This is a genomic window from Methylobacterium brachiatum (genome assembly GCF_020523825.1).
In the GTDB taxonomy this organism is placed as follows: domain Bacteria; phylum Pseudomonadota; class Alphaproteobacteria; order Rhizobiales; family Beijerinckiaceae; genus Methylobacterium; species Methylobacterium brachiatum.
The window spans coordinates 670,779-690,995 of sequence record NZ_JAJALK010000001.1 but is presented as its reverse complement, the minus strand read 5'-3'; the positions used below and the strand labels follow the sequence as shown (position 1 = coordinate 690,995).

17 protein-coding genes are annotated in these 20,217 nt (G+C 71.3%); 15 read left to right on the top strand and 2 right to left on the bottom strand.

Annotated elements, in window-relative coordinates; all coding sequences use genetic code 11:
- Positions 1-5: 5 nt before the first annotated feature.
- Positions 6-467, bottom strand: a complete 462-nt coding sequence (locus LGR69_RS03330) for an atp-dependent helicase (RefSeq protein WP_370881338.1) — start codon at positions 465-467, stop codon at positions 6-8.
- Positions 468-642: 175 nt separating this feature from the next.
- Between LGR69_RS03330 and LGR69_RS03325 the strand changes: the two genes are divergently transcribed.
- From LGR69_RS03325 to LGR69_RS31995, 13 genes are all read left to right on the top strand, one after another.
- Complete coding sequence (locus LGR69_RS03325) at positions 643-1,209, top strand: NifU family protein (protein ID WP_050732597.1); 567 nt, start codon at positions 643-645, stop codon at positions 1,207-1,209.
- Positions 1,210-1,573: 364 nt separating this feature from the next.
- Complete coding sequence (locus LGR69_RS03320; protein ID WP_230365158.1) at positions 1,574-3,265, top strand: methyl-accepting chemotaxis protein; 1,692 nt, start codon at positions 1,574-1,576, stop codon at positions 3,263-3,265.
- 173 nt (positions 3,266-3,438) lie between these two features.
- On the top strand, positions 3,439-4,113 hold the full coding sequence (gene tsaB, locus LGR69_RS03315) for a tRNA (adenosine(37)-N6)-threonylcarbamoyltransferase complex dimerization subunit type 1 TsaB (RefSeq protein ID WP_230365157.1): 675 nt from the start codon (positions 3,439-3,441) through the stop codon (positions 4,111-4,113).
- Positions 4,110-4,625 carry a GNAT family N-acetyltransferase gene (locus LGR69_RS03310; RefSeq protein ID WP_007566627.1) on the top strand — a complete coding sequence of 172 codons (516 nt, stop codon included), beginning with the start codon at positions 4,110-4,112 and terminating at the stop codon, positions 4,623-4,625. Before tsaB ends, LGR69_RS03310 begins: the two co-directional genes overlap by 4 nt.
- Before the next feature lie 4 nt (positions 4,626-4,629).
- Positions 4,630-5,499, top strand: a complete 870-nt coding sequence (locus LGR69_RS03305; protein ID WP_230365156.1) for a lysophospholipid acyltransferase family protein — start codon at positions 4,630-4,632, stop codon at positions 5,497-5,499.
- Positions 5,500-5,761: 262 nt separating this feature from the next.
- Positions 5,762-7,498 carry an L-lactate permease gene (locus LGR69_RS03300; RefSeq protein WP_230365155.1) on the top strand — a complete coding sequence of 579 codons (1,737 nt, stop codon included), beginning with the start codon at positions 5,762-5,764 and terminating at the stop codon, positions 7,496-7,498.
- Between the two features lie 208 nt (positions 7,499-7,706).
- Positions 7,707-9,044 carry a tRNA (N6-isopentenyl adenosine(37)-C2)-methylthiotransferase MiaB gene (miaB, locus tag LGR69_RS03295; RefSeq protein WP_230365154.1) on the top strand — a complete coding sequence of 446 codons (1,338 nt, stop codon included), beginning with the start codon at positions 7,707-7,709 and terminating at the stop codon, positions 9,042-9,044.
- 37 nt (positions 9,045-9,081) lie between these two features.
- Positions 9,082-10,188, top strand: a complete 1,107-nt coding sequence (locus LGR69_RS03290; RefSeq protein WP_007566619.1) for a PhoH family protein — start codon at positions 9,082-9,084, stop codon at positions 10,186-10,188.
- Positions 10,185-10,670, top strand: coding sequence for an rRNA maturation RNase YbeY (gene ybeY, locus LGR69_RS03285; protein ID WP_230365153.1), 486 nt, complete (start codon positions 10,185-10,187; stop codon positions 10,668-10,670). The genes LGR69_RS03290 and ybeY overlap by 4 nt, the downstream gene beginning before the upstream one ends.
- A gap of 36 nt (positions 10,671-10,706) precedes the next feature.
- The gene (locus tag LGR69_RS03280; protein WP_230365152.1) at positions 10,707-11,840 is read left to right on the top strand and encodes a hemolysin family protein; all 1,134 of its coding nucleotides are present in this window, start codon (positions 10,707-10,709) and stop codon (positions 11,838-11,840) included.
- Positions 11,841-11,879: 39 nt separating this feature from the next.
- Positions 11,880-13,535 carry an apolipoprotein N-acyltransferase gene (gene lnt, locus LGR69_RS03275; protein ID WP_370881349.1) on the top strand — a complete coding sequence of 552 codons (1,656 nt, stop codon included), beginning with the start codon at positions 11,880-11,882 and terminating at the stop codon, positions 13,533-13,535.
- Complete coding sequence (locus tag LGR69_RS03270) at positions 13,532-14,758, top strand: MFS transporter (protein WP_122160542.1); 1,227 nt, start codon at positions 13,532-13,534, stop codon at positions 14,756-14,758. Before lnt ends, LGR69_RS03270 begins: the two co-directional genes overlap by 4 nt.
- A 568-nt stretch (positions 14,759-15,326) precedes the next feature.
- Positions 15,327-15,476 (top strand): BA14K family protein, encoded by a 150-nt coding sequence (locus LGR69_RS31995; RefSeq protein WP_230365151.1) that lies wholly within the window; start codon positions 15,327-15,329, stop codon positions 15,474-15,476.
- A 102-nt stretch (positions 15,477-15,578) separates the two neighbouring features.
- Here the strand turns inward: LGR69_RS31995 and LGR69_RS03260 are convergent, their stop codons facing one another.
- Positions 15,579-17,168 carry a catalase gene (locus tag LGR69_RS03260; protein ID WP_007566607.1) on the bottom strand — a complete coding sequence of 530 codons (1,590 nt, stop codon included), beginning with the start codon at positions 17,166-17,168 and terminating at the stop codon, positions 15,579-15,581.
- Between the two features lie 137 nt (positions 17,169-17,305).
- Here LGR69_RS03260 and LGR69_RS03255 point away from each other — a divergent pair, with 137 nt between their 5' ends.
- Positions 17,306-18,235 (top strand): LysR substrate-binding domain-containing protein, encoded by a 930-nt coding sequence (locus LGR69_RS03255; protein WP_230365150.1) that lies wholly within the window; start codon positions 17,306-17,308, stop codon positions 18,233-18,235.
- Between the two features lie 305 nt (positions 18,236-18,540).
- A complete protein-coding gene (locus LGR69_RS03250; RefSeq protein ID WP_230365149.1) occupies positions 18,541-20,031 on the top strand; it encodes an argininosuccinate lyase in 1,491 nt (496 codons plus the stop codon).
- Positions 20,032-20,217: the final 186 nt, after the last annotated feature.

Here is a 20,217-nt window from a genome sequence, read left to right as displayed (position 1 = left end):
TCGCCTCAGCCGGAGATGCCCAGAACCCGCCGCGCCTCGGTCAGCAGCACCGCGTGCCGGGCCGCCCCGGGACCGTCGCTCGGCGCCTCGCGCCCGGCCCGGGCGATGATCTCTTGGAACCGCCGCCGGTCGAGGGCACGGCTGCCGATGCTGTCGAGCACCGCGCCGAGCACGGCCCGGACCGCCTCCGTGCGTTCCTCGGCCTCGGCCAGGGCCTCCGCGGCGGTGACGTCGGCCCGGGCCTCGGCCAGCGCGGCTTCGAGGCCGGTCGCCCGCGACCGCGCGCTCTCCAACTCGGCGGCGAGGCGCTGCGCATCTTGCCAGGCCAGATCGTGCTGGTGCGTGCGCAGGGCGAGCAGCACCTTCAGCGACGCCGCGTCCTCGCGCGCGGCCTCCAGCTTGGCCTGCGCGGCGCGCAGATCCTTCAGCAACTCCTGCGCGAGCGTCTCTTCTCCGGTTACATCCACCGCCGGCTCCGTCAGCATCCCGTTTGCGCCGTCCTGAAGGGGCGTGGCACGAATGTCCACTCTCCAGGCGCGCGGCCCCGGTTGAGAAAATCCCCTCGCCGGTCCACATGGAAGGCGGTGCCTCGCGGCACCTGTCCCGGCCGGCCTTGAACCGGCGCAGCGGAGTTCGCCGACCATGTTCATCCAGACCGAAGCCACGCCGAACCCGGCAACCCTCAAGTTTCTCCCGGGCCGCGTCGTCCTGCCCGAATCCACCTTCGAGGCGCGGGACGCCGAGGCGGCCAACCGCTCGCCCCTCGCGTCCGCGCTGTTCGCCGTCCCGGGCGTCGCCGGCGTCTATTTCGGCCACGACTTCGTCTCCGTGACCAAGGCGGAGGACGGGTCCGAATGGGCTCAGGTGAAGCCCGCCGTGCTCGGCGCGATCATGGAGCATTTCCAGTCCGGCGCCCCCGTGATGGCCGAAGGCGGCCTCGACGACCAGGATGGCGAGGACGAGTTCTATGACGAGGCCGACCACGATACGGTCGTGACCATCAAGGACCTGCTGGAGACCCGGGTGCGCCCGGCGGTGGCCGGCGATGGCGGCGACATCACCTTCCGCGGCTACAAGGAAGGCGTGGTCTATCTCGAGATGAAGGGCGCCTGCTCGGGCTGCCCCTCCTCCACCGCCACCCTGCGGCACGGCGTGCAGAACCTGTTCCGGCACTTCCTGCCGGAGATCCGCGAGGTCCAGGCCGTCTGAGGCCCAACGCGGTCCCCATCGATCCCGATCTGACCGACGCCGGCGGCCGCAAGCCCGCCGGCGTTTCGTTTGCTGAGGGTGAGGTCGAGCCAGGCTCGCGCCGCCGCCGCGGGAACTGATCGAGAGGCTCGGCACGACTTGTCACCGATCGGGTGAATCGCGCGATGGCACTATCGACGTCACGATGATCGGACGACAAGGTAAGATAAGGTCATGATCGCGTAGGCATGGACTTATTATAGAAATGCCTGGTCACTGAATGCGCGGAATGCTTGCAGTCATGACATCCGTGGGTTTCGACGTCCTGGGCTTGACGTAAGGTTTCGTCGGGTTGTTCGTGGCCGGACGATTCCCGGGGCTCCGCATGAACCTCCTCAGCCGCACGAACATCGTTACGAAGCTCCTGGCGATCAATCTCATCATCGCGGTGATCGTGGGCGGCTGCATCTGGTTCGCCCAGTCCCGCATGGTCGTGATCGACGCGATCTACACGAACCTGATCGCCCGGGAGGCGAAGGCCGTGTCGAACGTGCGGCGGACCAATCGCCTGAACAACACGCTGAACTACCTGATGTACCGGACGATCGCCGAGACGGATTCGGAGCAGGTCCGCCAGGCGGGCGCGCAGTTCGACGTCATCGTGGCGCAGGCCGACAAGACCCTGTCCGATCTCGCACAGCAGGTGCCGGCCTTCTCCGATGCGATCCAGGCGCAGCGTGAGCGCACCAACCGTTTCGTGGCGGCGGCGTCGGAGGCACGGCGCCTCGCCGTGGCCGGGCAGAAGGAAGCCGCCTTGAAGGTGGCGCGCGAGGTGAGCGAGCCGATCTTCGCCACCCTCGGGATCGAGGGGACCAAGCTCGGCGATTCCATCGAAGCCTACATGCGCAAGCGCTCGAGCGACCTCACCGCCGAAACGAACGCGACCCGCTACAGCCTGATCGGCTTCGGCGCCTTCGGCCTGGTCATCGGCATCCTCTCCTCGCTCCTGGTCTCCACCCTCGGCATCACCGGGCCGCTCAACTGCTTGGTCGCGGTGCTCCAGCGCATGGCCAAGGGCGAGATCGAGGCCGAGATCGCGGAGGCGCGCCGGGGCGACGAGATCGGCGCGGTCGGACGGGCGGTGGAGGGCATCAAGGCGATGATGGCCCGAAAGGCCGCCGAGGAGGCCGATCTCAAGCGCAAGGCCGACGAGGCCGCGGCGCAGCAGCAGCGGCGCGCGATGGCCGAGCTGGCCGACCGTTTCGAGGAGGCGGTGGGCGGCATCGTCGGCCAGGTCGCGACCTCGGCCACCGAGCTCCAGACCACGGCGCAGACCCTCACCGGCACCGCGACCGAGACCGCCGGCCAGACCAGTGCGGTGGCCGCCGCGGCCGAAGAGGCGGCAGCCAACGTCAACACCGTAGCGGCGGCGGCCGAGGAGCTCGGGGTCTCGATCGGCGAGATCGGCCGCCAGGTCGAGGGCGCGTCCGACCTGGCCCAGAGGACGGTGGGTCAGGCCGACCAGACCGGCGTGCTGATGCAGGAGCTGAGCGCCGCCGTGGCGCGGATCGGCGACGTGGTCGGCCTGATCGCGTCGATTGCCAGCCAGACCAACCTGCTCGCGCTCAACGCCACCATCGAGGCGGCCCGCGCCGGCGAGGCCGGGCGCGGTTTCGCCGTGGTCGCGGCCGAAGTGAAGGAGCTGGCGGAGCAGACCGCCAAGGCCACCGACGAGATCGCCGCGCAGATCGGCCGGGTCCAGGGCGCCACCGGCCAGGCGGCCTCGGCGATCGGCTCGATCGTGGGTCTGATCCGCGAGATCAACGGCGTGGCCACCAGCATCGCCGCCGCGGTCGAGGAACAGAGCGCCGCGACCCAGGAGATCGTCCGCAACGTCGCGCAGGCGGCGAGCGGGACCGGCGAGGTGACGCATAACATCGTCGGTGTGGCGCAGGCGTCCGAGGCGACCGGTTCGGCGGCCACCCTGGTGCTGGATTCGGCCTCCGCGTTGTCCCGGCAATCCGAGCGGCTGAACGCCGAGGTCCGCGCATTCCTCTCGGTGGTCCGGGCGGCCTGAGGCCCCTTAGGAGCTGCAGACCGGCGCAAGCCGGCAACACTTCACCGCCAACGCGGTTCTCTCCGCCGCCCCGCGCTGACGGGGCGGCGGTTTTGTTCTAACGCTAGGGTCTTCGTGCCCTTCGGGGCAGAATGGGAGCGGTCGTCGGTCCGGTCCGGCATTCGGGAGTGGGCGTGCGTATCCTAGCCATCGACACAGCGCTGGACCTGTGCGCCGCCTGCGTCGCCGCGGACGATGCCGACGCGCCGCTTTCGGCCGAGTCGCTGCCGATGGTGCGCGGCCATGCCGAGGCACTGCTACCGCTGATCGAGCGGGTGATCGCCCGGGTCGAGGGCGGCTTCGAGTCGATCGACCGCATCGCCGTGACGGTGGGACCCGGTAGCTATACCGGGCTGCGGGTCGGCCTCTCGGCGGCCCGGGCCATCGGCCTCGCCACCGGCAAGCCGGTCGTCGGCGTCGGCACCCTCTCGGCCCTGCTCGCGCCGCTGCTGGCGGACTCCGTGGAGGGCGTGATCGCCGCCGCGATCGATGCCCGGCACGGTGCCGTCTACGTACAGGCGCTCGGCTCGAGCGACGGGCTCGCGCCGGCCCACCTCCCGGTGGAGACGGCCGCGGAACGGCTGGGATCGGGCCCCGTGGTGCTCACCGGCTCGGGCGCAACCCTGGTGGCTTCCGCCCTGGCCGCCCGCGGGGTCGCGGCGCGCGTCGTCGGCCTCGGCGCACCCGAGATCACCGCCGTGGCCTCGCTCGGTCTCGTGGCCGACCCGGCCCAGGCCCTGCCGCGTCCGCTCTACCTCCGCGGGCCCGATGCGCGGCCCCAGGACCATGCCAGGATCGCGCGGCAATGACGCGTCCCCTCCCGTTCTGGCCCCTCGACTGGTGGGCCGCCTGGTGGGACGCCCTCACCCCCGAGCCCTACGTGGCACCGCTCGCCGACGCCGCGCAGGCGCCGGCGCTCGCCCGGCTGCACGCCACCGCCTTCGCCCGGCCCTGGGAGGCCCACGAGTTCGAGCGCATGCTGTGCGAGCGCTCGACGCAGGCCCATGCCCTGTGGCGGGCCGGGACGCTCCAGGGCTTCGTCCTGTCGCGCCGCGCCGCCGACGAGGCCGAGATCCTGACCGTGGTGCTGTCCCCGGCGCTTCGCGGCGGCGGGCATAGTCGCCGGCTGCTGCGCGAGCACCTGTCCAGCCTGGCGCATGCCGGGATCAGCCGGGTCCATCTGGAGGTCGACGAGGGCAACGTTCCCGCGCTCAAGCTCTACGCCCGCCACGGCTTCCGCAAGGTCGGCGAGCGCACCGGATACTATCTCAAGGCCGACGGCAGCCGGGCGACCGCGCTGACCATGAGCGCCGACCTGTAACGGCGTGAGCCGCCTCGGCCTCATCGGGCGCTGCGCTCTGCTCGCCCTCGCCTTCCTGGTGCTGGCGCCGCCGCACTGGATCGCGATGCGGCTGCTCGGCCGCCGCACGACCGTGGCGCCGATCCTGTTCCATCGCCTCTTCCTGTGGCTGTTCTCCGTCCGGGTGACGCAGTCCGGGACGCCGCCGGATCCCGGCGAGGCGGCCCTGGTGCTGTCGAACCACGTGTCGTGGCTGGACATCGTGGTGATCGGCTCGCTGCGCCCGCTCTCCTTCGTGGCGAAATCGGAGATCGCCAGCTGGCCGGTGATCAACGCGCTCGCGGCGCTCCAGCGCACGATCTACATCGACCGGCAGCGCCGCGGTGCCACCGCCACGGTGAGCACCGCGATGGGCCATCGCCTGGCCGAAGGCGAGTTGGTGGTGCTGTTCGCGGAGGGGACCACCGGCGACGGCAACCGGCTTCTGCCGTTCCGCTCGGCGCTGGTTGGCGCGGCGCGGGCCGCCCTGCAGGCCGAGGCCGGACGGGGCCGTGTGCGCCTCCAGCCGCTGGCGATCGCCTATCCCCGGCGCAACGGCCTGCCGGTGGTGCGCTCCGAACGGTCCGAGATCGCCTGGTACGGCGACATGGACCTGGCGCCGCATCTCGCGACCTTCGTGCAGGGCGGCCCGATCGACGTCCAGGTGGTCTGGGGCAAGCCGATCACCTTCGAGGCGACCACCGACCGGAAGGTCGCGACCGCGGCCGCGGAGGCCGAGGTGCGCGCCGCCCTGACGGGCATCCGCACCGGTCGCGGCGAGGCCCAGCCGTCGCTCGGTGCCCGGCCGGCCCCACCCGGGCTCGATCTCGGCGGATCCGAGATCGCCACGGTCTGAGGCGCCTCGGGGCGCCGGACCCGACCGGTTCCCCCGTCCTTGCGCGCCGCCAAGCGACCCGGTGACGTGCTGCATCCGGCCGTCCGCCGCCGCGTTGGGTCGCTGCGCGGCCCGCGCAATCATGCCGCGGACGGATCGAGTCCCGACCGCGACGACCCGGTAAAACCACCCCATGAATACATGATGCATGTGAGTTGAGCGGCTGGTGGGCCTCTGATAGCTAGGCCGAAACCCGTGAAGTCGGGGTATCGGAGGACGCCCGTTGCAACCCTGGAACCAGGTCTATGATCCGTTCGGGAGCCCATGGCTCTCGACGCTGGCCGCCTCTGTCCCGGTGATCGCCCTGCTCGCCATGATCGCGAGCGGGCGCGTGAAAGCTCATATCGCCGCCGTCATCGCGCTGGGCCTCGCCCTGCTGGTCGCCATCGTGGGCTTCGGCATGCCGGCCGGGCTGGCGTCCCGGGCTGCCATCCTCGGGATGGTCACGGGCTTCTTCCCGATCGGCTGGATCATCCTCAACGTCATCTTCCTCTACCGGCTGACGGTGGAGAAGGGCTGGTTCTCGGTGCTGCAGCAATCGGTGGCCGGCATCACCGCCGACCGGCGCCTGCAGCTCCTGCTGGTGGCCTTCGCGTTCGGCGCCTTCTTCGAGGGCGCGGGCGGGTTCGGCACGCCGGTGGCCGTCACCGGGGCGATTTTGATCGGGCTGGGCTTCTCGCCGCTCGCGGCCTCGGGCCTGTCGCTAATCGCCAACACCGCGCCGGTGGCCTTCGGGGCGCTCGGCGCGCCGATCCAGGGCCTGGCCTCGGTCACCGGCTACCCGCCGGAGATCCTGGGCGCGATGATCGGCCGGCAGCTGCCGCTGTTCTCGCTGATCGTGCCGTTCTGGCTGATCTGGGTGTTCGCGGGCTTCCGCGGCATGGTCCGGGTCTGGCCGCCGATCCTGGTCTGCGCCGGATCCTTCGCGGCCGCGCAGTTCCTGATCTCGAACTACGTCAATCCGTGGATCGTCGATATCGGCGCCTCGATCGCGTCGATGCTCGCCCTCGTGCTGTTCCTGAAGGTCTGGCAGCCGCGGGAGATCTGGACATCGCCGGCCCTGCGCGGCCACGATCCGTCCCTGGCCCTGGCGGCCCCGCGCCCGTCGCCGCTCGGCGCCGGCGTTCCCGGCACGCCCCCCGTGCATATCGGCACGCGCACGGCCTCGCAGCGCGATATCCTGCTGGCCTGGCTGCCGTGGATCATCCTCTCGGTGGTCGTCGCGATCTGGGGCACCGGCTGGTTCAAGGGCATCGTGAACCCGCTCTTCACCTGGAAATACGAGGTGCCGGGCCTGCACAACGCGATCATGAAGGTGCCGCCGGTGGTGGCCAAGCCGGTGCCCGAGGGCGCGGTCTTCCTGTTCACCTACATGTCCTACACCGGGACCGGGGTGCTGATCGCGGCGATCATCTCCGGGCTGATCATGCGGTTCTCGCCGCTGCGCCTCGTCACCGCCTATATCGAGACGATCTGGGCGCTGCGCTTCTCGCTGATCACCATCGCGGCGATGCTCGCGCTCGGCGTGCTCACCCGCTACGCCGGCGTCGACGCCACGCTGGGCCTCGCCTTCGCGGGCACCGGCATCCTGTACCCGTTCTTCGGCACGCTGCTCGGCTGGCTCGGCGTCGCGCTGACCGGGTCGGACACGGCCTCGAACGTCCTGTTCGGCGGGCTGCAGCGGATCACCGCCGAGCAGCTCGGCCTGTCGGGCGTCTTGATGGCGGCGGCGAACTCGTCGGGCGGCGTGATGGGCAAGATGATCGACGCGCAGTCGATCGTCGTCGCCTCCACGGCCACCGGCTATTTCGGTCAGGAGGGCACGATCCTGCGCTTCGTGTTCTGGCACTCGATCGCGCTGGCCTGCCTGGTCGGCCTGTTCGTAATGCTCCAGGCCTACGTGCCGTTCTTCCAGGACATGGTGCTCGCCGTCCCGGCCGCCGCTCCGGTCGCCCACTGAACGGGTGGCGGGCAACCCCCGCCGCCCCTGTCGAACCCCACGCCGGATTGCCCCACCTACCGGGCGGTCCGGCGTTTCTCGTGGGGCTTCCGCGGCCCGAAGGCGTCGCGACGATCCGCGCGATCCATGCTACAGGCCTGCGGCCGGCCGATCCGCGCAGGATCGGCGCCGGCACATCGGACGAGCGGACGGTTTAGGGCGGCACGCGTTGAAGAAGGCCTTCGTCAAATCCTACGGTTGCCAGATGAACGCCTACGACGCGGCCCGCATGGCCGACGTGCTGGGCGCTGAAGGGTTCACGCCGACCGATTCGGTGGAGGAGGCCGACGTCGTCGTCCTCAACACCTGCCACATCCGCGAGAAGGCCGCCGAGAAGGTCTATTCCGAGCTCGGCCGCCTGCGGGTGCTCAAGGGCGAGCGGGAGGCCCGCGGCCTCGACACCCGGATCGTCGTCGCCGGATGCGTCGCCCAGGCCGAGGGCGCCGAGATCCAGGCCCGGCAGCCCGCCGTCGACGTGGTGGTCGGACCCCAGAGCTATCACCGCCTGCCCGACCTCCTGGCCCGCTCCCGCGAGCGCCGGGTGGTCGACACCGAATTCCCGGTCGAGGACAAGTTCACCCATCTGCCCCGGCGCCGCACCTCCGGGCCGACCGCGTTCCTCACCGTGCAGGAGGGCTGCGACAAGTTCTGCGCCTTCTGCGTGGTGCCCTATACCCGGGGTGCCGAGGTCTCGCGCCCCGTGTCGGCGGTGCTGGCGGAGGCCGAGAAGCTCGCGCAGGGCGGCGCCCGCGAGCTCACGCTGATCGGCCAGAACGTCAATGGCTATCACGGGCTCGGGCCCGACGGCGCCCCGGTCGGGCTGGCGGATCTCATCCGGGCGGTCGCGAAGATCCCCGGCCTCGCGCGGATCCGCTACACCACGAGCCACCCCAACGATTTCGACGACGCGCTGGTGCGCGCCCATGCCGAGGTGCCGGCCCTGATGCCCTACCTGCACCTGCCGGTGCAGTCGGGCTCGGACCGGATCCTCGCCGCCATGAACCGCAAGCACACGCGCGACGTGTATCGCAGCCTGATCGACCGGGTGCGCGCCGCCCGGCCGGACGTCGCGCTGTCCTCCGACTTCATCGTCGGCTTCCCAGGCGAGACCGACGCCGACTTCGCCGACACCCTGAACCTGGTGCGCGAGATCGGCTTCGAGAGCGCGTTCTCGTTCAAGTATAGCCCCCGCCCCGGCACCCCGGCGGCCGAGCGCGCCGACATGGTCCCCGATTCGGTGATGGCCGAGCGGCTCGCCGAGCTGCAGGCGCTGCTGGACGAGCAGCGCTACGCCTATCAGCGGGCCGCGGTCGGCCAGGTCTTCGACGTCCTGGTCGAGAAGGCGGGGCGGCATCCCGGCCAGGTCGCGGGCAAGACGCCGCACCTTCTGGCTGTGCAGTTCGACGCGCCGCCCCACCATATCGGGTCGGTCGTGCCGGTCCGGATCGTCCGGGCCGGAACCAACAGCCTGTTCGGGCAGCTTGCCTCGGAGGCCGTGGCGGCGTGAGGATCGTATCGATGGGGATGGCGGTGAGGATCACAGGTTGAGCGCGTCGGACGGGTCTGGCGTGCGCGGCGCCCTGCGGGGCCGCGGGCCGGCGGCGAGGCCGCCCGGATCGGACGAGACGGTCGAGGTTCCGCTGACCTTCGACGACAACCGCCTCGCGAGCCTCGTCTTCGGTCAATACGACCAGAACGTCGCCCATATCGAGCGCCGGCTCGACGTCACCGCCACCGCGCTCGGCAACCACCTCGTCATCAAGGGCTCGCCCGACGCCGCCGAGAAGGCCCGGCGGGTGTTCCAGAAGCTCTACGCCCGGGTGCGGACCGGCGGCAGCACCCTGACGCTCGGCGATGTCGACGGCGCGATCCGGGAGGCCACCGCCCAGGCGACCCTGTTCCCCGCCGAGGACATCGCCGCGGAGGCCGACAAGCCGCATTTCGAGCAGATCGCCACGCGCAAGCGTGGGGCGGTGCGGGCGCGCAACCAGGCGCAGGATCAGTACATCAAGCTGCTGCGGACCAACGAGCTGGTCTTCGCGGAAGGCCCGGCCGGCACCGGCAAGACCTGGCTCGCGGTCGGCCACGCGGTCTCGCTGCTCGAGCAGGGCCATGCCGAGCGCCTGATTCTGTCCCGTCCCGCGGTGGAGGCCGGGGAGCGCCTGGGCTTCCTGCCCGGCGACATGCGCGACAAGGTCGATCCGTATCTGCGCCCGATCTACGACGCCCTCTACGATTTCATGGAGGCGCGCCACGTCGACCGCGGGTTGCAGACCGGGATCATCGAGATCGCGCCGCTCGCCTTCATGCGCGGGCGCACGCTGACCAACGCGGTGGTGCTCCTCGACGAGGCGCAGAACACCACCTCCATGCAGATGAAGATGTTCCTGACCCGCCTCGGCGAGGGCTCGCGCATGATCATCACCGGCGACCCCAGCCAGGTCGACCTGCCGCCGGGCCAGAAATCCGGCCTCGTGGAGGCGGTGAACGTCCTCGACGGCGTCGAGGGGATCGGCCGGGTGACCTTCAAGGACGTGGACGTGGTCCGTCACGACCTCGTGCGCCGGATCGTCACCGCCTACGAGCGCGCCGCGCACGGCGACGGCGATGCCGACCGCAATCCCAACCCCCGGCGCCGGCCGCTGGCGTGAGCACGCCCCACGACATCGACCTCACGGTCGAGGACGCGCGCTGGGAAACCGCGATCCCGGACCTCGAATCGCTGGTGATCCGCGCCGTCGAGGCCGGGCTGGCCGCCGCCCCCGAGCCGCCGGACGGGCCCGTGGAGGTCAGCGTCATGCTGACCGACGACGCCACCGTCCAGGAGCTCAACCGCACCTGGCGCAACAAGGATAAGCCCACCAACGTGCTGTCCTTCCCGGCCGCCCCGCAGCCCCGGCATGCGGGCGCCGCGCTGCCGCTCGGCGACGTGGTCCTTGCCTACGAGACCCTAGTGCGCGAGAGTGCCGAGCAGTCGAAGCCGCTCCAGAATCACCTCGCGCACCTCCTCGTCCATGGCACCCTGCATTGTCTCGGTCAGGACCACGAGAACGGCGAGGCCGAGGCCGAGGCCATGGAGGCGCTCGAAGTCGCGGCCCTCGCGACCCTGGGCATTCCAGATCCCTATGCCTGAGCGGCCGATTCCCCACCGCCCCCAGATCCGAGAGACATGAGCAACGATCGAAGTCGCGGCGCGGCCCTGGCCGCGCCCAGTTCCACCGAGGGCGAGTCCCAGACCCGGGACCCTTGGTACGACCGCCTGTTGCAGGCGCTCCATCTCAAGCCGCGCGATTCGCTGCGCGAGGGGCTTGAGGAGGCGCTCGCCGAGCCCGATGCCGGCGAGAGCGGTCTCACCCCCCTCGAGCGGGTGATGCTCAAGAACGTGCTCGGCCTGCACAAGGTGCGGGTCGACGACGTGATGGTCCCTCGGGCCGACATTGTCGCGGTCTCGAACGATACCAATCTCGGCGATCTGCTCAAGCTGTTCCGCAGCGCCGGCCATTCCCGCCTGCCGGTCTATGGCGAGACGCTGGACGACCCCCGCGGCATGGTCCACATCCGCGATCTGGTCGACCACATCGCCGCCAAGGCCGAGCCTGCCCGGCGCAGCGCGGCATCCGCGGTCCGGCCCGCCACGCCCGCCGAGGGCGAGGCCGACGCCACCGTCACGCCGCGCACCACCCGGCGCCCGCCCACCCGGATGCACAGGTCCCTCGACCTCGGCAAGGTCGACCTCACCACCACGCTCGCGGCCGCCCGCATCCAGCGGCCGGTCCTGTTCGTGCCCCCGTCCATGCCGGCCATCGACCTGCTGGTGCGGATGCAGGCGACGCGCACCCACATGGCCCTGGTCATCGACGAGTATGGCGGCACCGACGGGCTGATCTCCATCGAGGACCTGATCGAGGTCGTGGTCGGCGACATCGAGGACGAGCACGACGTCACCGAGGCCAAACAGGTCCAGCGGGTCGACGGCGAGGACGAGGTGTTCGTGGCCGATGCCCGCACGCCCCTCGCCGAGGTCTCCGAGGCCACCGGCGTCGACCTCGTGGCCGCGGTCGGCGACATGGCCGAGGAGATCGATACGCTGGGCGGCATGATCGTCACCCTGGCCGGCCGGGTACCGTCCCGGGGCGAGCTCATCGCCGGGCCGGGCAACCTCGAATTCGAGGTGCTCGACGCCGATCCCCGCCGCCTGAAGCGGCTGCGTTTCCACAAGGGCGCGGCGCGGATCAGCACCGTGGTGCCGCTGGCCCTGCCCCCGCCCACCCCGGCGCCGGTGCCCGAGACGCCGCATCCATGAGGATCTTCGCGTGACGGGTGCTGCGTGGCGGTCCTGACCGTGGGGCACGCCCGGGACGTGGCCGCCCCGAGCAGCCCGCTCGGCCGCCCCGCCTCGGGCTTCGTGCGGGCGATCGCCCGGCTGAAGGGCTGGCGCCGGCTCGGCCTCGCCTGGCTCGCCGGCGCGCTGGGCGCGCTGGCGATGCCGCCCTACGGGTTCCTGCCGGCCCTGACCGTCTCCCTGTCGGTGGCGGTCTGGCTGATGGACGGGGCGGCCGCGGACCGGACCGCCCCGCGGCGCCTCTGGCCCTGTTTCGTGGTCGGCTGGGCCTGGGGCTTCGGCTACCTCACCGCCGGCCTGTGGTGGCTCGGACAGGCCTTCCTGGTGGAGGCCGACGAGTTCCTCTGGGCGATGCCGCTTGGCGTCGTCGGCCTGCCTTTCGCGCTCGGCCTGTTCTACGGCGCCGGGTTCGGCGCCGCTGGCCTGCTCTGGCTGCGCGGCCCCGCCCGGATCGCCGCCCTCGCCTTCGGGATCGGCGCCGCCGAGTGGCTGCGCGGCCACCTGTTCACGGGCTTCCCCTGGAACACCCTCGGGATGGCGCTCGCCCAGAACCTCTGGCTGATGCAATGGGGCGCCGTGATCGGCCTCTACGGCTTGACCGTGCTGGCGGTGCTGATCTGCGCCGCCCCGGCGACCCTCGCCACCGGCTCGCATCCGCGCAGCCGGTTCGGGCCAAGCGCCGCCGCCGCGATCGTGCTGATCGGCATGGCGCTCTACGGGGCCGTGCGCCTCGGGCCGCCCGATCCGGTGGTGGCGGGCGTCCGCCTGCGCCTCGTCCAGCCGAACCTGCCGCAGGATGCCAAGTTCCGGCCCGAGAACCGCGCCGACATCGTCGACCGCTACATCGAGCTGAGCCAGCGCCCGACCGAGGCCGGCGCGCCCGAGCCGACCCATATCGTCTGGCCGGAATCGGCCTTCCCGTTCCTGATCCAGCGCGATCCCGACGCCCTGGCCAAGGTGGCGGCGGGCCTCAAGCCCGGGCAGCAGCTCGTCACCGGTGCGGCCCGGGCCGAAGAGCCCCTGCCGGGCGAGCGCCTGCGCTACTTCAACGCCGTCATGGTGATCGGGCCGGACGGCGTGATCTCCGACACCTACGACAAGGTCCATCTCGTCCCGTTCGGCGAGTACCTGCCGGCCCCCCTCGACGCCGCGCTGCGTGCGCTCGGCCTGCGCCAGTTCGTGGCGATCCCCGGCGGCTTCTCGGCCGGCACCCTGGCGGCCCAGCGGATCCTGGCGGTGCCGGGCCTGCCCCCGGTGGCGGCCACGATCTGCTACGAGGCGATTTTTCCGCACGCGATCCTTCCGGCCAATGCCGCCTCCGTGCCGCGGCCGCCTGGGCTGATCCTGAACGTCACCAACGATGCCTGGTTCGGCGACACGCCGGGCCCGCGCCAGCACCTGGCGCAGGCCCGGCTGCGGGCCGTCGAGGAGGGCCTGCCGCTGGTGCGCGACGCCAATACCGGGATCTCCGCCGTGATCGACCCCCATGGCCGGATCGTCGCCCGGACCGAGCTCGATCAGGAAAGCTGGCTCGATGCCGACCTGCCCGCCCGAATCGTCGGCGGCACCCTGTACGGGCAGCTCGGCGACGCCGCCTTCGCGCTGATGCTGGCCGCCTGCCTGGGCGGCGCCCTCACGGCCCGGCGGCGGGCATGAGCCCCGAGCGTACGGCCCCGGGCCGGATCCTGCTGGGGCTCGCGCTGATGCTGGTGGCGTTCAACCTGCGCCCGGCGCTGAGCACGATCGGCCCGCTGCTGGCGACGATCCGGGAGAGCACCGGTCTCAGCGCGGGGGGCGCCGCGATCCTCACCACCCTGCCGGTCCTGTGCCTCGGCATCGCCTGCGCCCTGGCGGCGCCGCTGATCCGCCGGATCGGGCCCGATCTCGCCGTGCTCGTGGGCGCCACGATCCTCGCCGCAGGCCTGACCCTGCGCGGGCTCGGCGGCCTCGGGCCCCTCTTCGTCGGGACGGCGCTCGCCGCCATCGGGATCGGGCTCGACAACGTGCTCCTGCCGGCCCTGGTGAAGCGCGACTTCGCCGGTAGCGGCGGCCTGATGACCGGCCTCTACACCATGACCCTGTGCCTCGGCGCGGCCGCGGGCGCGGGCGCCGCCGTGCCGGTGGAGCACGCGCTCGGCGGCGGATGGCCCTCGGCGCTGGCTGTCTGGGCATTGCCGGCGCTGGTGGCCGCCTTCCTGTGGATCCCGTTCGCCCGCCGCACGGCCTCGACCCGGGCGCCGTCCGCCGGACGTCTCCTGCGCGATCCGCTCGCCTGGTGGGTCACGGGCTTCATGGGCCTGCAATCCTCGCTCGCCTACACCCTGTTCGGCTGGCTGCCGCTGCTGCTCCAGGCGCGCGGCCTCTCGGCGCTCGATGCCGGCCTCTACGCCTCGCTGATGACGCTGATCCAGGCGCCCGGCGCGCTGCTCACTGCCATGCTGGCCGCTCGGGCGCGGGACCAGCGGGCCTGGATCGTCGCCATTCCGGGGCTCACGGCGGCATCCTTCCTGGTGCTCGCCTACGGCTCCGAGGCTCTGCGCATCCCCGCCGCCTGCGCGCTCGGCTTCGGCATCGGCGGCTGCTTCGGCCTGGGGCTGACCCTGATCGTCCTGCGCGCCGCGGATGCCGCCAGCGCCGCCGGGCTGTCGGCCATGGCGCAGGGCATCGGCTATACCGGCGCCTGCCTCGGCCCCCTCGCCTTCGGGCTCGCCCACGAGGCGACCGGCGGCTGGGGGCTGCCGGGCGCCCTGTTCGTCACCATCGCCATCGCGGCGATCCTGGTCGGGCAGGCCGCCGGCCGCGACCGCAAGGTCAGCGCCGCCGCGCCGGATCCGGGCAGCGCGCCGCTTCAGCCGCCGCTGCCGGCCGGCGGCCGCTGATCGAGGCGGCGGACGCCGCAGAGCAGCCCTTCCCTCGTCAATTGCCTGTCCGCGCGACAGTGAAGTTCGCGTGGCCTGACAGGTGCGCCGAGAACTCTTGACGCGAGAAGCGGCCGGGCCGGGATAACCCGAACTATTGCGCCGAGTCCGCTTCTGCGCGGGACCGGCGCGTTGCTTCGGGTGAACGGCATGGCACGTATCGACAAGTCTTCGCTTCTACTGGTAGCAGCTGCGATCATTGCGCTTCCACTGACGATTGTGGGCGCCGAGGCGCGCGGGTTCGGGCCCGGCTTCCACGGCGGGATCGGGACCCGGGTCGGCGCCTGGGGACGGCCCCTCGGGCCGGTCCGGCCGGGCCCGGCCATCGTCGGCTGGCGGGGCCACCGGCCCGGCTTCGCGTTCCGACGTCCCTATATCTATCGCCCCTGGTACGACGATTATTACGGCTACGGGCTCGCGGGCTTCGGTCTCGGCTTCGGCCTGGGTCACCCTATGGGGCGATCTCGGCGATCCGTTTTACGACGACGCCTATGTCTACGCGCCGCGGGTCTACCGGCGCCCGGTCTACGTGGCGCCCGCCGACGTGCCGCCCGTGGTCGAGACGGACCCGGCCGATCTCGCGGCCGCGGTGGCGGCCTGCGCCCGCCGCTTCAGGACCTACGATCCGGTGACCCAGACCTATCTCGGCCGGGGGCACGTCCGCCGCCGTTGCCCTTGAGCGGGGACGGCGCTTCGCGATGCGGCCAAAAGAAAGGCCCCGCGGGTTCGCACCCGCGGGGCCTTCATTCAGTCCAGGCCGGTTCGGCGCTGCGTAAAAAACTTACTCCGCGGCGACCCGGTGGGCCTGGGAGCCGTCGGTGTAGGTCTCGGCCTGCAGGCGCTTGTGCGGGGCGGCGCGGCCCGGCAGCGGCGGCAGGGCCTTGGCCTTCTCCAGATCGATGCCCGCACCCTCGGCGACGCGGCGGCCGTAATCCTCGTCCGCGTGCCAGAAGTGCCAGACCATCCGCAGCTGGATCGGCTCGGGGCACTGCTTCATATCGGCCACGAGGTTGGCGATCAGGTCCTCGCGCTCCCAATCCTGGAACGAGCGGTACCGGACGCCGGCCTGGGTGTAGTCGTCCTCGGTACGCGAGGTCTGGTAGCGGCCGAGCTGGCCCTGCACCGGCTGGTGGTAGTCCTTGGCCGGCTTCGGGGCCTCGCGCAGGCCCTCGGCCAGGGTCGAGGGCTCGTAGTTGATGTGCTTGTTCGGGCCGGTCCCGTCGACCGTGTAGGTCATCTGGCCGTCCCGCTGGTTCGAGTAGACCTTCACGCCGGGCTGCGGCGCGTTGATCGGCAGCTGCAGGTAGTTGGCGCCGACGCGGTAGCGCTGGGTATCCGAGTAGGACAGGGTCCGGCCCTGCAGCATCTTGTCGTCCGAGAAGTCGATGCCGTCGACCAGCACGCCGGTGCCGAAGGCCGACTGCTCGACCTCGGCGAAGAAGTTGTCCGGCACCCGGTCGAGCACCATGCGGCCCACCGGCAGCAGCGGGAACTGGTCCACCGGCCACAGCTTCGTGTCGTCCAGCGGATCGAACGACAGGTGCTCGTTCGGGCCGTCCGGCATGATCTGCACGCAGAATTCCCACTCGGGGAAGTTGCCGGCCTTGATGTTGTCGTACAGGTCGCGGGTCGCGTGGCCGACATCCTTGGCCTGGATCTCGGAGGCCTGCTGCGAGGTCAGGTTGCGGACACCCTGCTTCGGCTCCCAATGGAACTTGCAGAGCACGGCCTCGCCCTGGTCGTTGACCAGCTTGTAGGTGTTGACGCCCGAGCCTTCCATCTCGCGATAGTTGGCGGGAATGCCCCAGGGCGACTTGAGGTGCGTCACCATGTGGATCGACTCGGGGTGCTGGGCCACGAAGTCGAAGAAGCGCCAAGCCTCCTGGCGGTTGGTCACCGGATCCGGCTTGAACGCGTGGATCATGTCGGGGAACTTGATGGCGTCCCGGATGAAGAACACCTTGAGGTTGTTGCCAACCAGGTCCCAGTTGCCATCGACGGTCTTGAACTTCACCGCGAAGCCGCGCGGGTCGCGCTCGGTCTCCGGGCTCTCCTTGGCGCCGGCCACGGTGGAGAAGCGCACGAACATCGGCGTCTTCACGCCGGTCTCGTTCAGCACCCGGGCACGGGTGTACTTGGAAGCCGGCTCGTCGCCGATCTTGCCGTAGGCCTCGAACCAGCCGTGGGCGCCGGCGCCGCGGGCGTGCACGACGCGCTCCGGGATCCGCTCACGGTCGAAATGGGTGATCTTCTCGATGAACTGGTAATTCTCGAGCGTCGCGGGACCCCGCTCACCGACCGTGCGGGTGCTCTGGTTGTCGCGGACCGGATGGCCCTGGCGGGTGGTCAGGATCGGGCGTTGATCGCTCATGCGTCTCGTCTCTCCGTGAAGTCCGTGAGCGGCATATGGGGCCGACTCGCCAGACTGAAACCGTTCCAACGAGGTTATGGACCGCTCCAGGCCCCTTGGCTAATGCATCGTCGCAAACGCCGTGATAGACGCAGCCTATGAACCTGGCCGGTCTGTCACTTCGCGACCTGGAATATGTCGTCGCGGTCGCCGATGAGGGCCATTTCGGCCGGGCCGCCGAGCGGTGCAACGTCAGCCAGCCGACCCTGAGCGTGCAGGTCCGTAAGCTGGAAGCGACCCTCGGGCTCACCTTGTTCGAGCGCTCGAACCGCCGGGTGCTGCTCACCGAGGCCGGCCAGGGGATCGTCCGGCAGTCGCGCATCGTCCTGGCCGAGGCCCAGCGGCTCTTGGCGCTCGCCACCGAGGGCCGCGGCTCGCCGCTCACCGGCCGGCTGGTCCTGGCCGCGATCCAGACGCTCGGCCCCTACTTCTTTCCGCTGGTGCTGCGGCCGCTGCGTCAGCAATACCCGCTGCTGACGCTGTCCCTGTCGGAATCGCGCACCGCCGAGATCGTCGAAGGCCTGCGCGACGGGCGCATCGACGCCGCCCTGGTTTCCCTGCCCCTGCCCCCGGTCGGACTGGCGGTGGCGCCGCTCTTCGTCGAGCCGTTCTGGCTCGCCTGCCCGGCCGAGCACGCGCTCGCCCGCGGCGGCGCCCTCTCGGCCACCGAGATCGCCGGGCCGGACCTGCTGCTCCTCGACGAAGGCAATTGCCTGCGCGACCAGGCGATCGCGGCCTGCGGTGCGGGCTCCTCGGTCGGGCGCCACGCCACCAGCCTGGAGACCCTGCGCTCGATGGTGGCGGCCGGGAGCGGCTACACCCTGCTGCCGGCGCTCGCCGTGCCCCCCGGCCCCGACCCGACCGGCCTGACCGTCACCCGGGCCTTCGATGTCGATGGCCCCGGCCGCACCATCGCGCTGGCCTGGCGGGCGAGCGACCCCCGCGCCCCGGGCCTCGCGAACCTCGCGGCGTTCTTTCGCGCGCACGCGCCCGCCGGCACCGCGGCCTGCCGGGACGGGGCGGCATAGGTTTTTAGGTTTGGGTTCTGGGGCACGGCATTCGTCGGCCCGCCCCGTCATTCCGGGGCCGCGAAGCGGAGCCCGGAATTCAGAAACACAGGTCGAGCTAGGTCGTACAGTGTCGGCGGATCTGGATTCCGGGCTCGCCTGCGGCGCCCCGGAATGACGGGGTGATTCATGCAGCTGCCGGCATGCCGAAGACGTCCGAATAGTCGCCTTCCCCGCCCCCAAGCCGGATTGTGATGTGTGATTACACGCCGGATCGAACAGAATGCCCTCGCCGGCGCGAAACGGCGGCGCATAGGAGCACGTGCATGCGGCGCAGACTGATCGCGACCCTGGTCGCCCTCCTCACCCCCGCGACGACCCTCGCCGCCTCCCAAGATACCTTCGCCCGGATCGACGCCATCGACCGCGCTTCCCTGGTGATGACCGTGGAGGCCGGCATCGTCCCGCGGGATCTCGGGGCGCGGATCGCCCGGGCCCTCGACCAGGTCGCCGCGGAGGCCGCCAAGCCGGGGGCCGAGCGGCCGGATGATTACCTGCGGATCGAGCCGCTGATCACCGCGATCGCCGGCCCGGACGCGACCCGGATGCATTCCGGCCGCAGCCGGCAGGACATCATCCCGACCGTGCTGAAGCTCGACCAGCGGGACCGGCTGCTCGACCTCGCCGAGGCCCTGGACAAGACCCGCGCCGCCCTGCTGGCCGTCGCCGAGCGGGAGGCCGACACGATCGTCCCCGCCTACACCAACGGCGTGCAGGCGCAGCCGACGACGCTCGGCCATTACCTGCTTGGCTATGCCGGGGCGCTGGCCCGCGACGCCGATCGCCTGCGGGAGAGCTGGGCGCGCGTGAACCTGTCGCCGCTGGGCGCCGCGGCGCTCGGCACCTCGAGCTTCCCGGTCGATCGCGCCCGCCTCGCCGGGCTGCTGGGCTTCGATGCGCCGGTGGAGAACAGCTACGATGCCGGCCAGCTCGCCCCGATGGATCTCGGCCTCGAGCTGACCGACCTGTCCGCCAACCTCGCCACCACGGCCGGCAGCTTCGCGCAGGATCTCTACGCGCAGTATCACCAGACCCGGCCATGGATCCTGCTGCGCGAGGGCGCACTGACCGGCCCGAGCAGCATCATGCCGCAGAAGCGCAATCCGGTGGCGCTCTACAGCCTGCGCATGAAGGCCAGCGACGTGGTCGGTGCCGCGCAGGCCTTCGTCATCATGGCCCACAACGTCGAGTCCGGTATGCCGGACTACAAGCGCAACCAGGCCGAGCCGCCGGGCCGGACGGTCTCCGAGGCGGCCGAGACCTGCCGGCGCTGGGCCCGCGTGCTCGACGGGCTGGTGATCGACCGCGACCGGGCCGCCGACGAGGTTGCGGCGGATTATTCCACCACCACGGAGCTCGCCGACACGCTCCAGCGCGAGGCCGACGTGCCGTTCCGGCTGGGGCACCATTTCGCCTCCGAGCTAGTCAGCTACGGCCGCAGCCACGATCTGCGCCCGGCCGACCTGCCTTTCGCCGAGGTGAAGCGGATCTACGCGGAGGCCGCGGCCGGCTCGGGGCTGACGCCGGACCTGCCCCTCGACGAGGCCCGGTTCCGGGCCGCCCTGTCGGCCCGCGGCATGATCGAGGCCGCCAAGGGACTCGGCGGCCCGCAACCCGCGGAGGTCCGGCGCATGCTCGCTTCCGCCCGGACGCGCCTCGACGCCGACCGGACCTGGCTGGCCGATCGCCGCTCCGCGCTCGCGGCGGCAAGTGGCCGGCTGGATGCGGCTTTTGGAGACATCAGAAAGGGACCGTAAGGCCGTTCCTGATCGGCACCCTTCCAATCCAATTCCCTCATCCTGAGGCGCGAGGGCAGCGAGCCTCGAAGGAGCCCTCCAGGGATCGGGCGGCCGGCTGGAGGCCTCCTTCGAGGCCTCCGCTTCGCTTCGGCACCTCAGGATGAGGGGGGGTGGGATAAGCTATGGGGCGAGCCCGAAGCGGTC

Coding starts and splice junctions, on each gene's coding strand:
- LGR69_RS03325 (WP_050732597.1), top strand. CDS start 643: ATGTTCATCCAGACCGAAGCCACGCCGAACCCGGCAACCCTCAAGTTT.
- LGR69_RS03320 (WP_230365158.1), top strand. CDS start 1,574: ATGAACCTCCTCAGCCGCACGAACATCGTTACGAAGCTCCTGGCGATC.
- LGR69_RS03310 (WP_007566627.1), top strand. CDS start 4,110: ATGACGCGTCCCCTCCCGTTCTGGCCCCTCGACTGGTGGGCCGCCTGG.
- LGR69_RS03280 (WP_230365152.1), top strand. CDS start 10,707: ATGAGCAACGATCGAAGTCGCGGCGCGGCCCTGGCCGCGCCCAGTTCC.
- LGR69_RS03270 (WP_122160542.1), top strand. CDS start 13,532: ATGAGCCCCGAGCGTACGGCCCCGGGCCGGATCCTGCTGGGGCTCGCG.
- LGR69_RS03260 (WP_007566607.1), bottom strand. CDS start 17,168: ATGAGCGATCAACGCCCGATCCTGACCACCCGCCAGGGCCATCCGGTC.
- LGR69_RS03255 (WP_230365150.1), top strand. CDS start 17,306: ATGAACCTGGCCGGTCTGTCACTTCGCGACCTGGAATATGTCGTCGCG.
- LGR69_RS03250 (WP_230365149.1), top strand. CDS start 18,541: ATGCGGCGCAGACTGATCGCGACCCTGGTCGCCCTCCTCACCCCCGCG.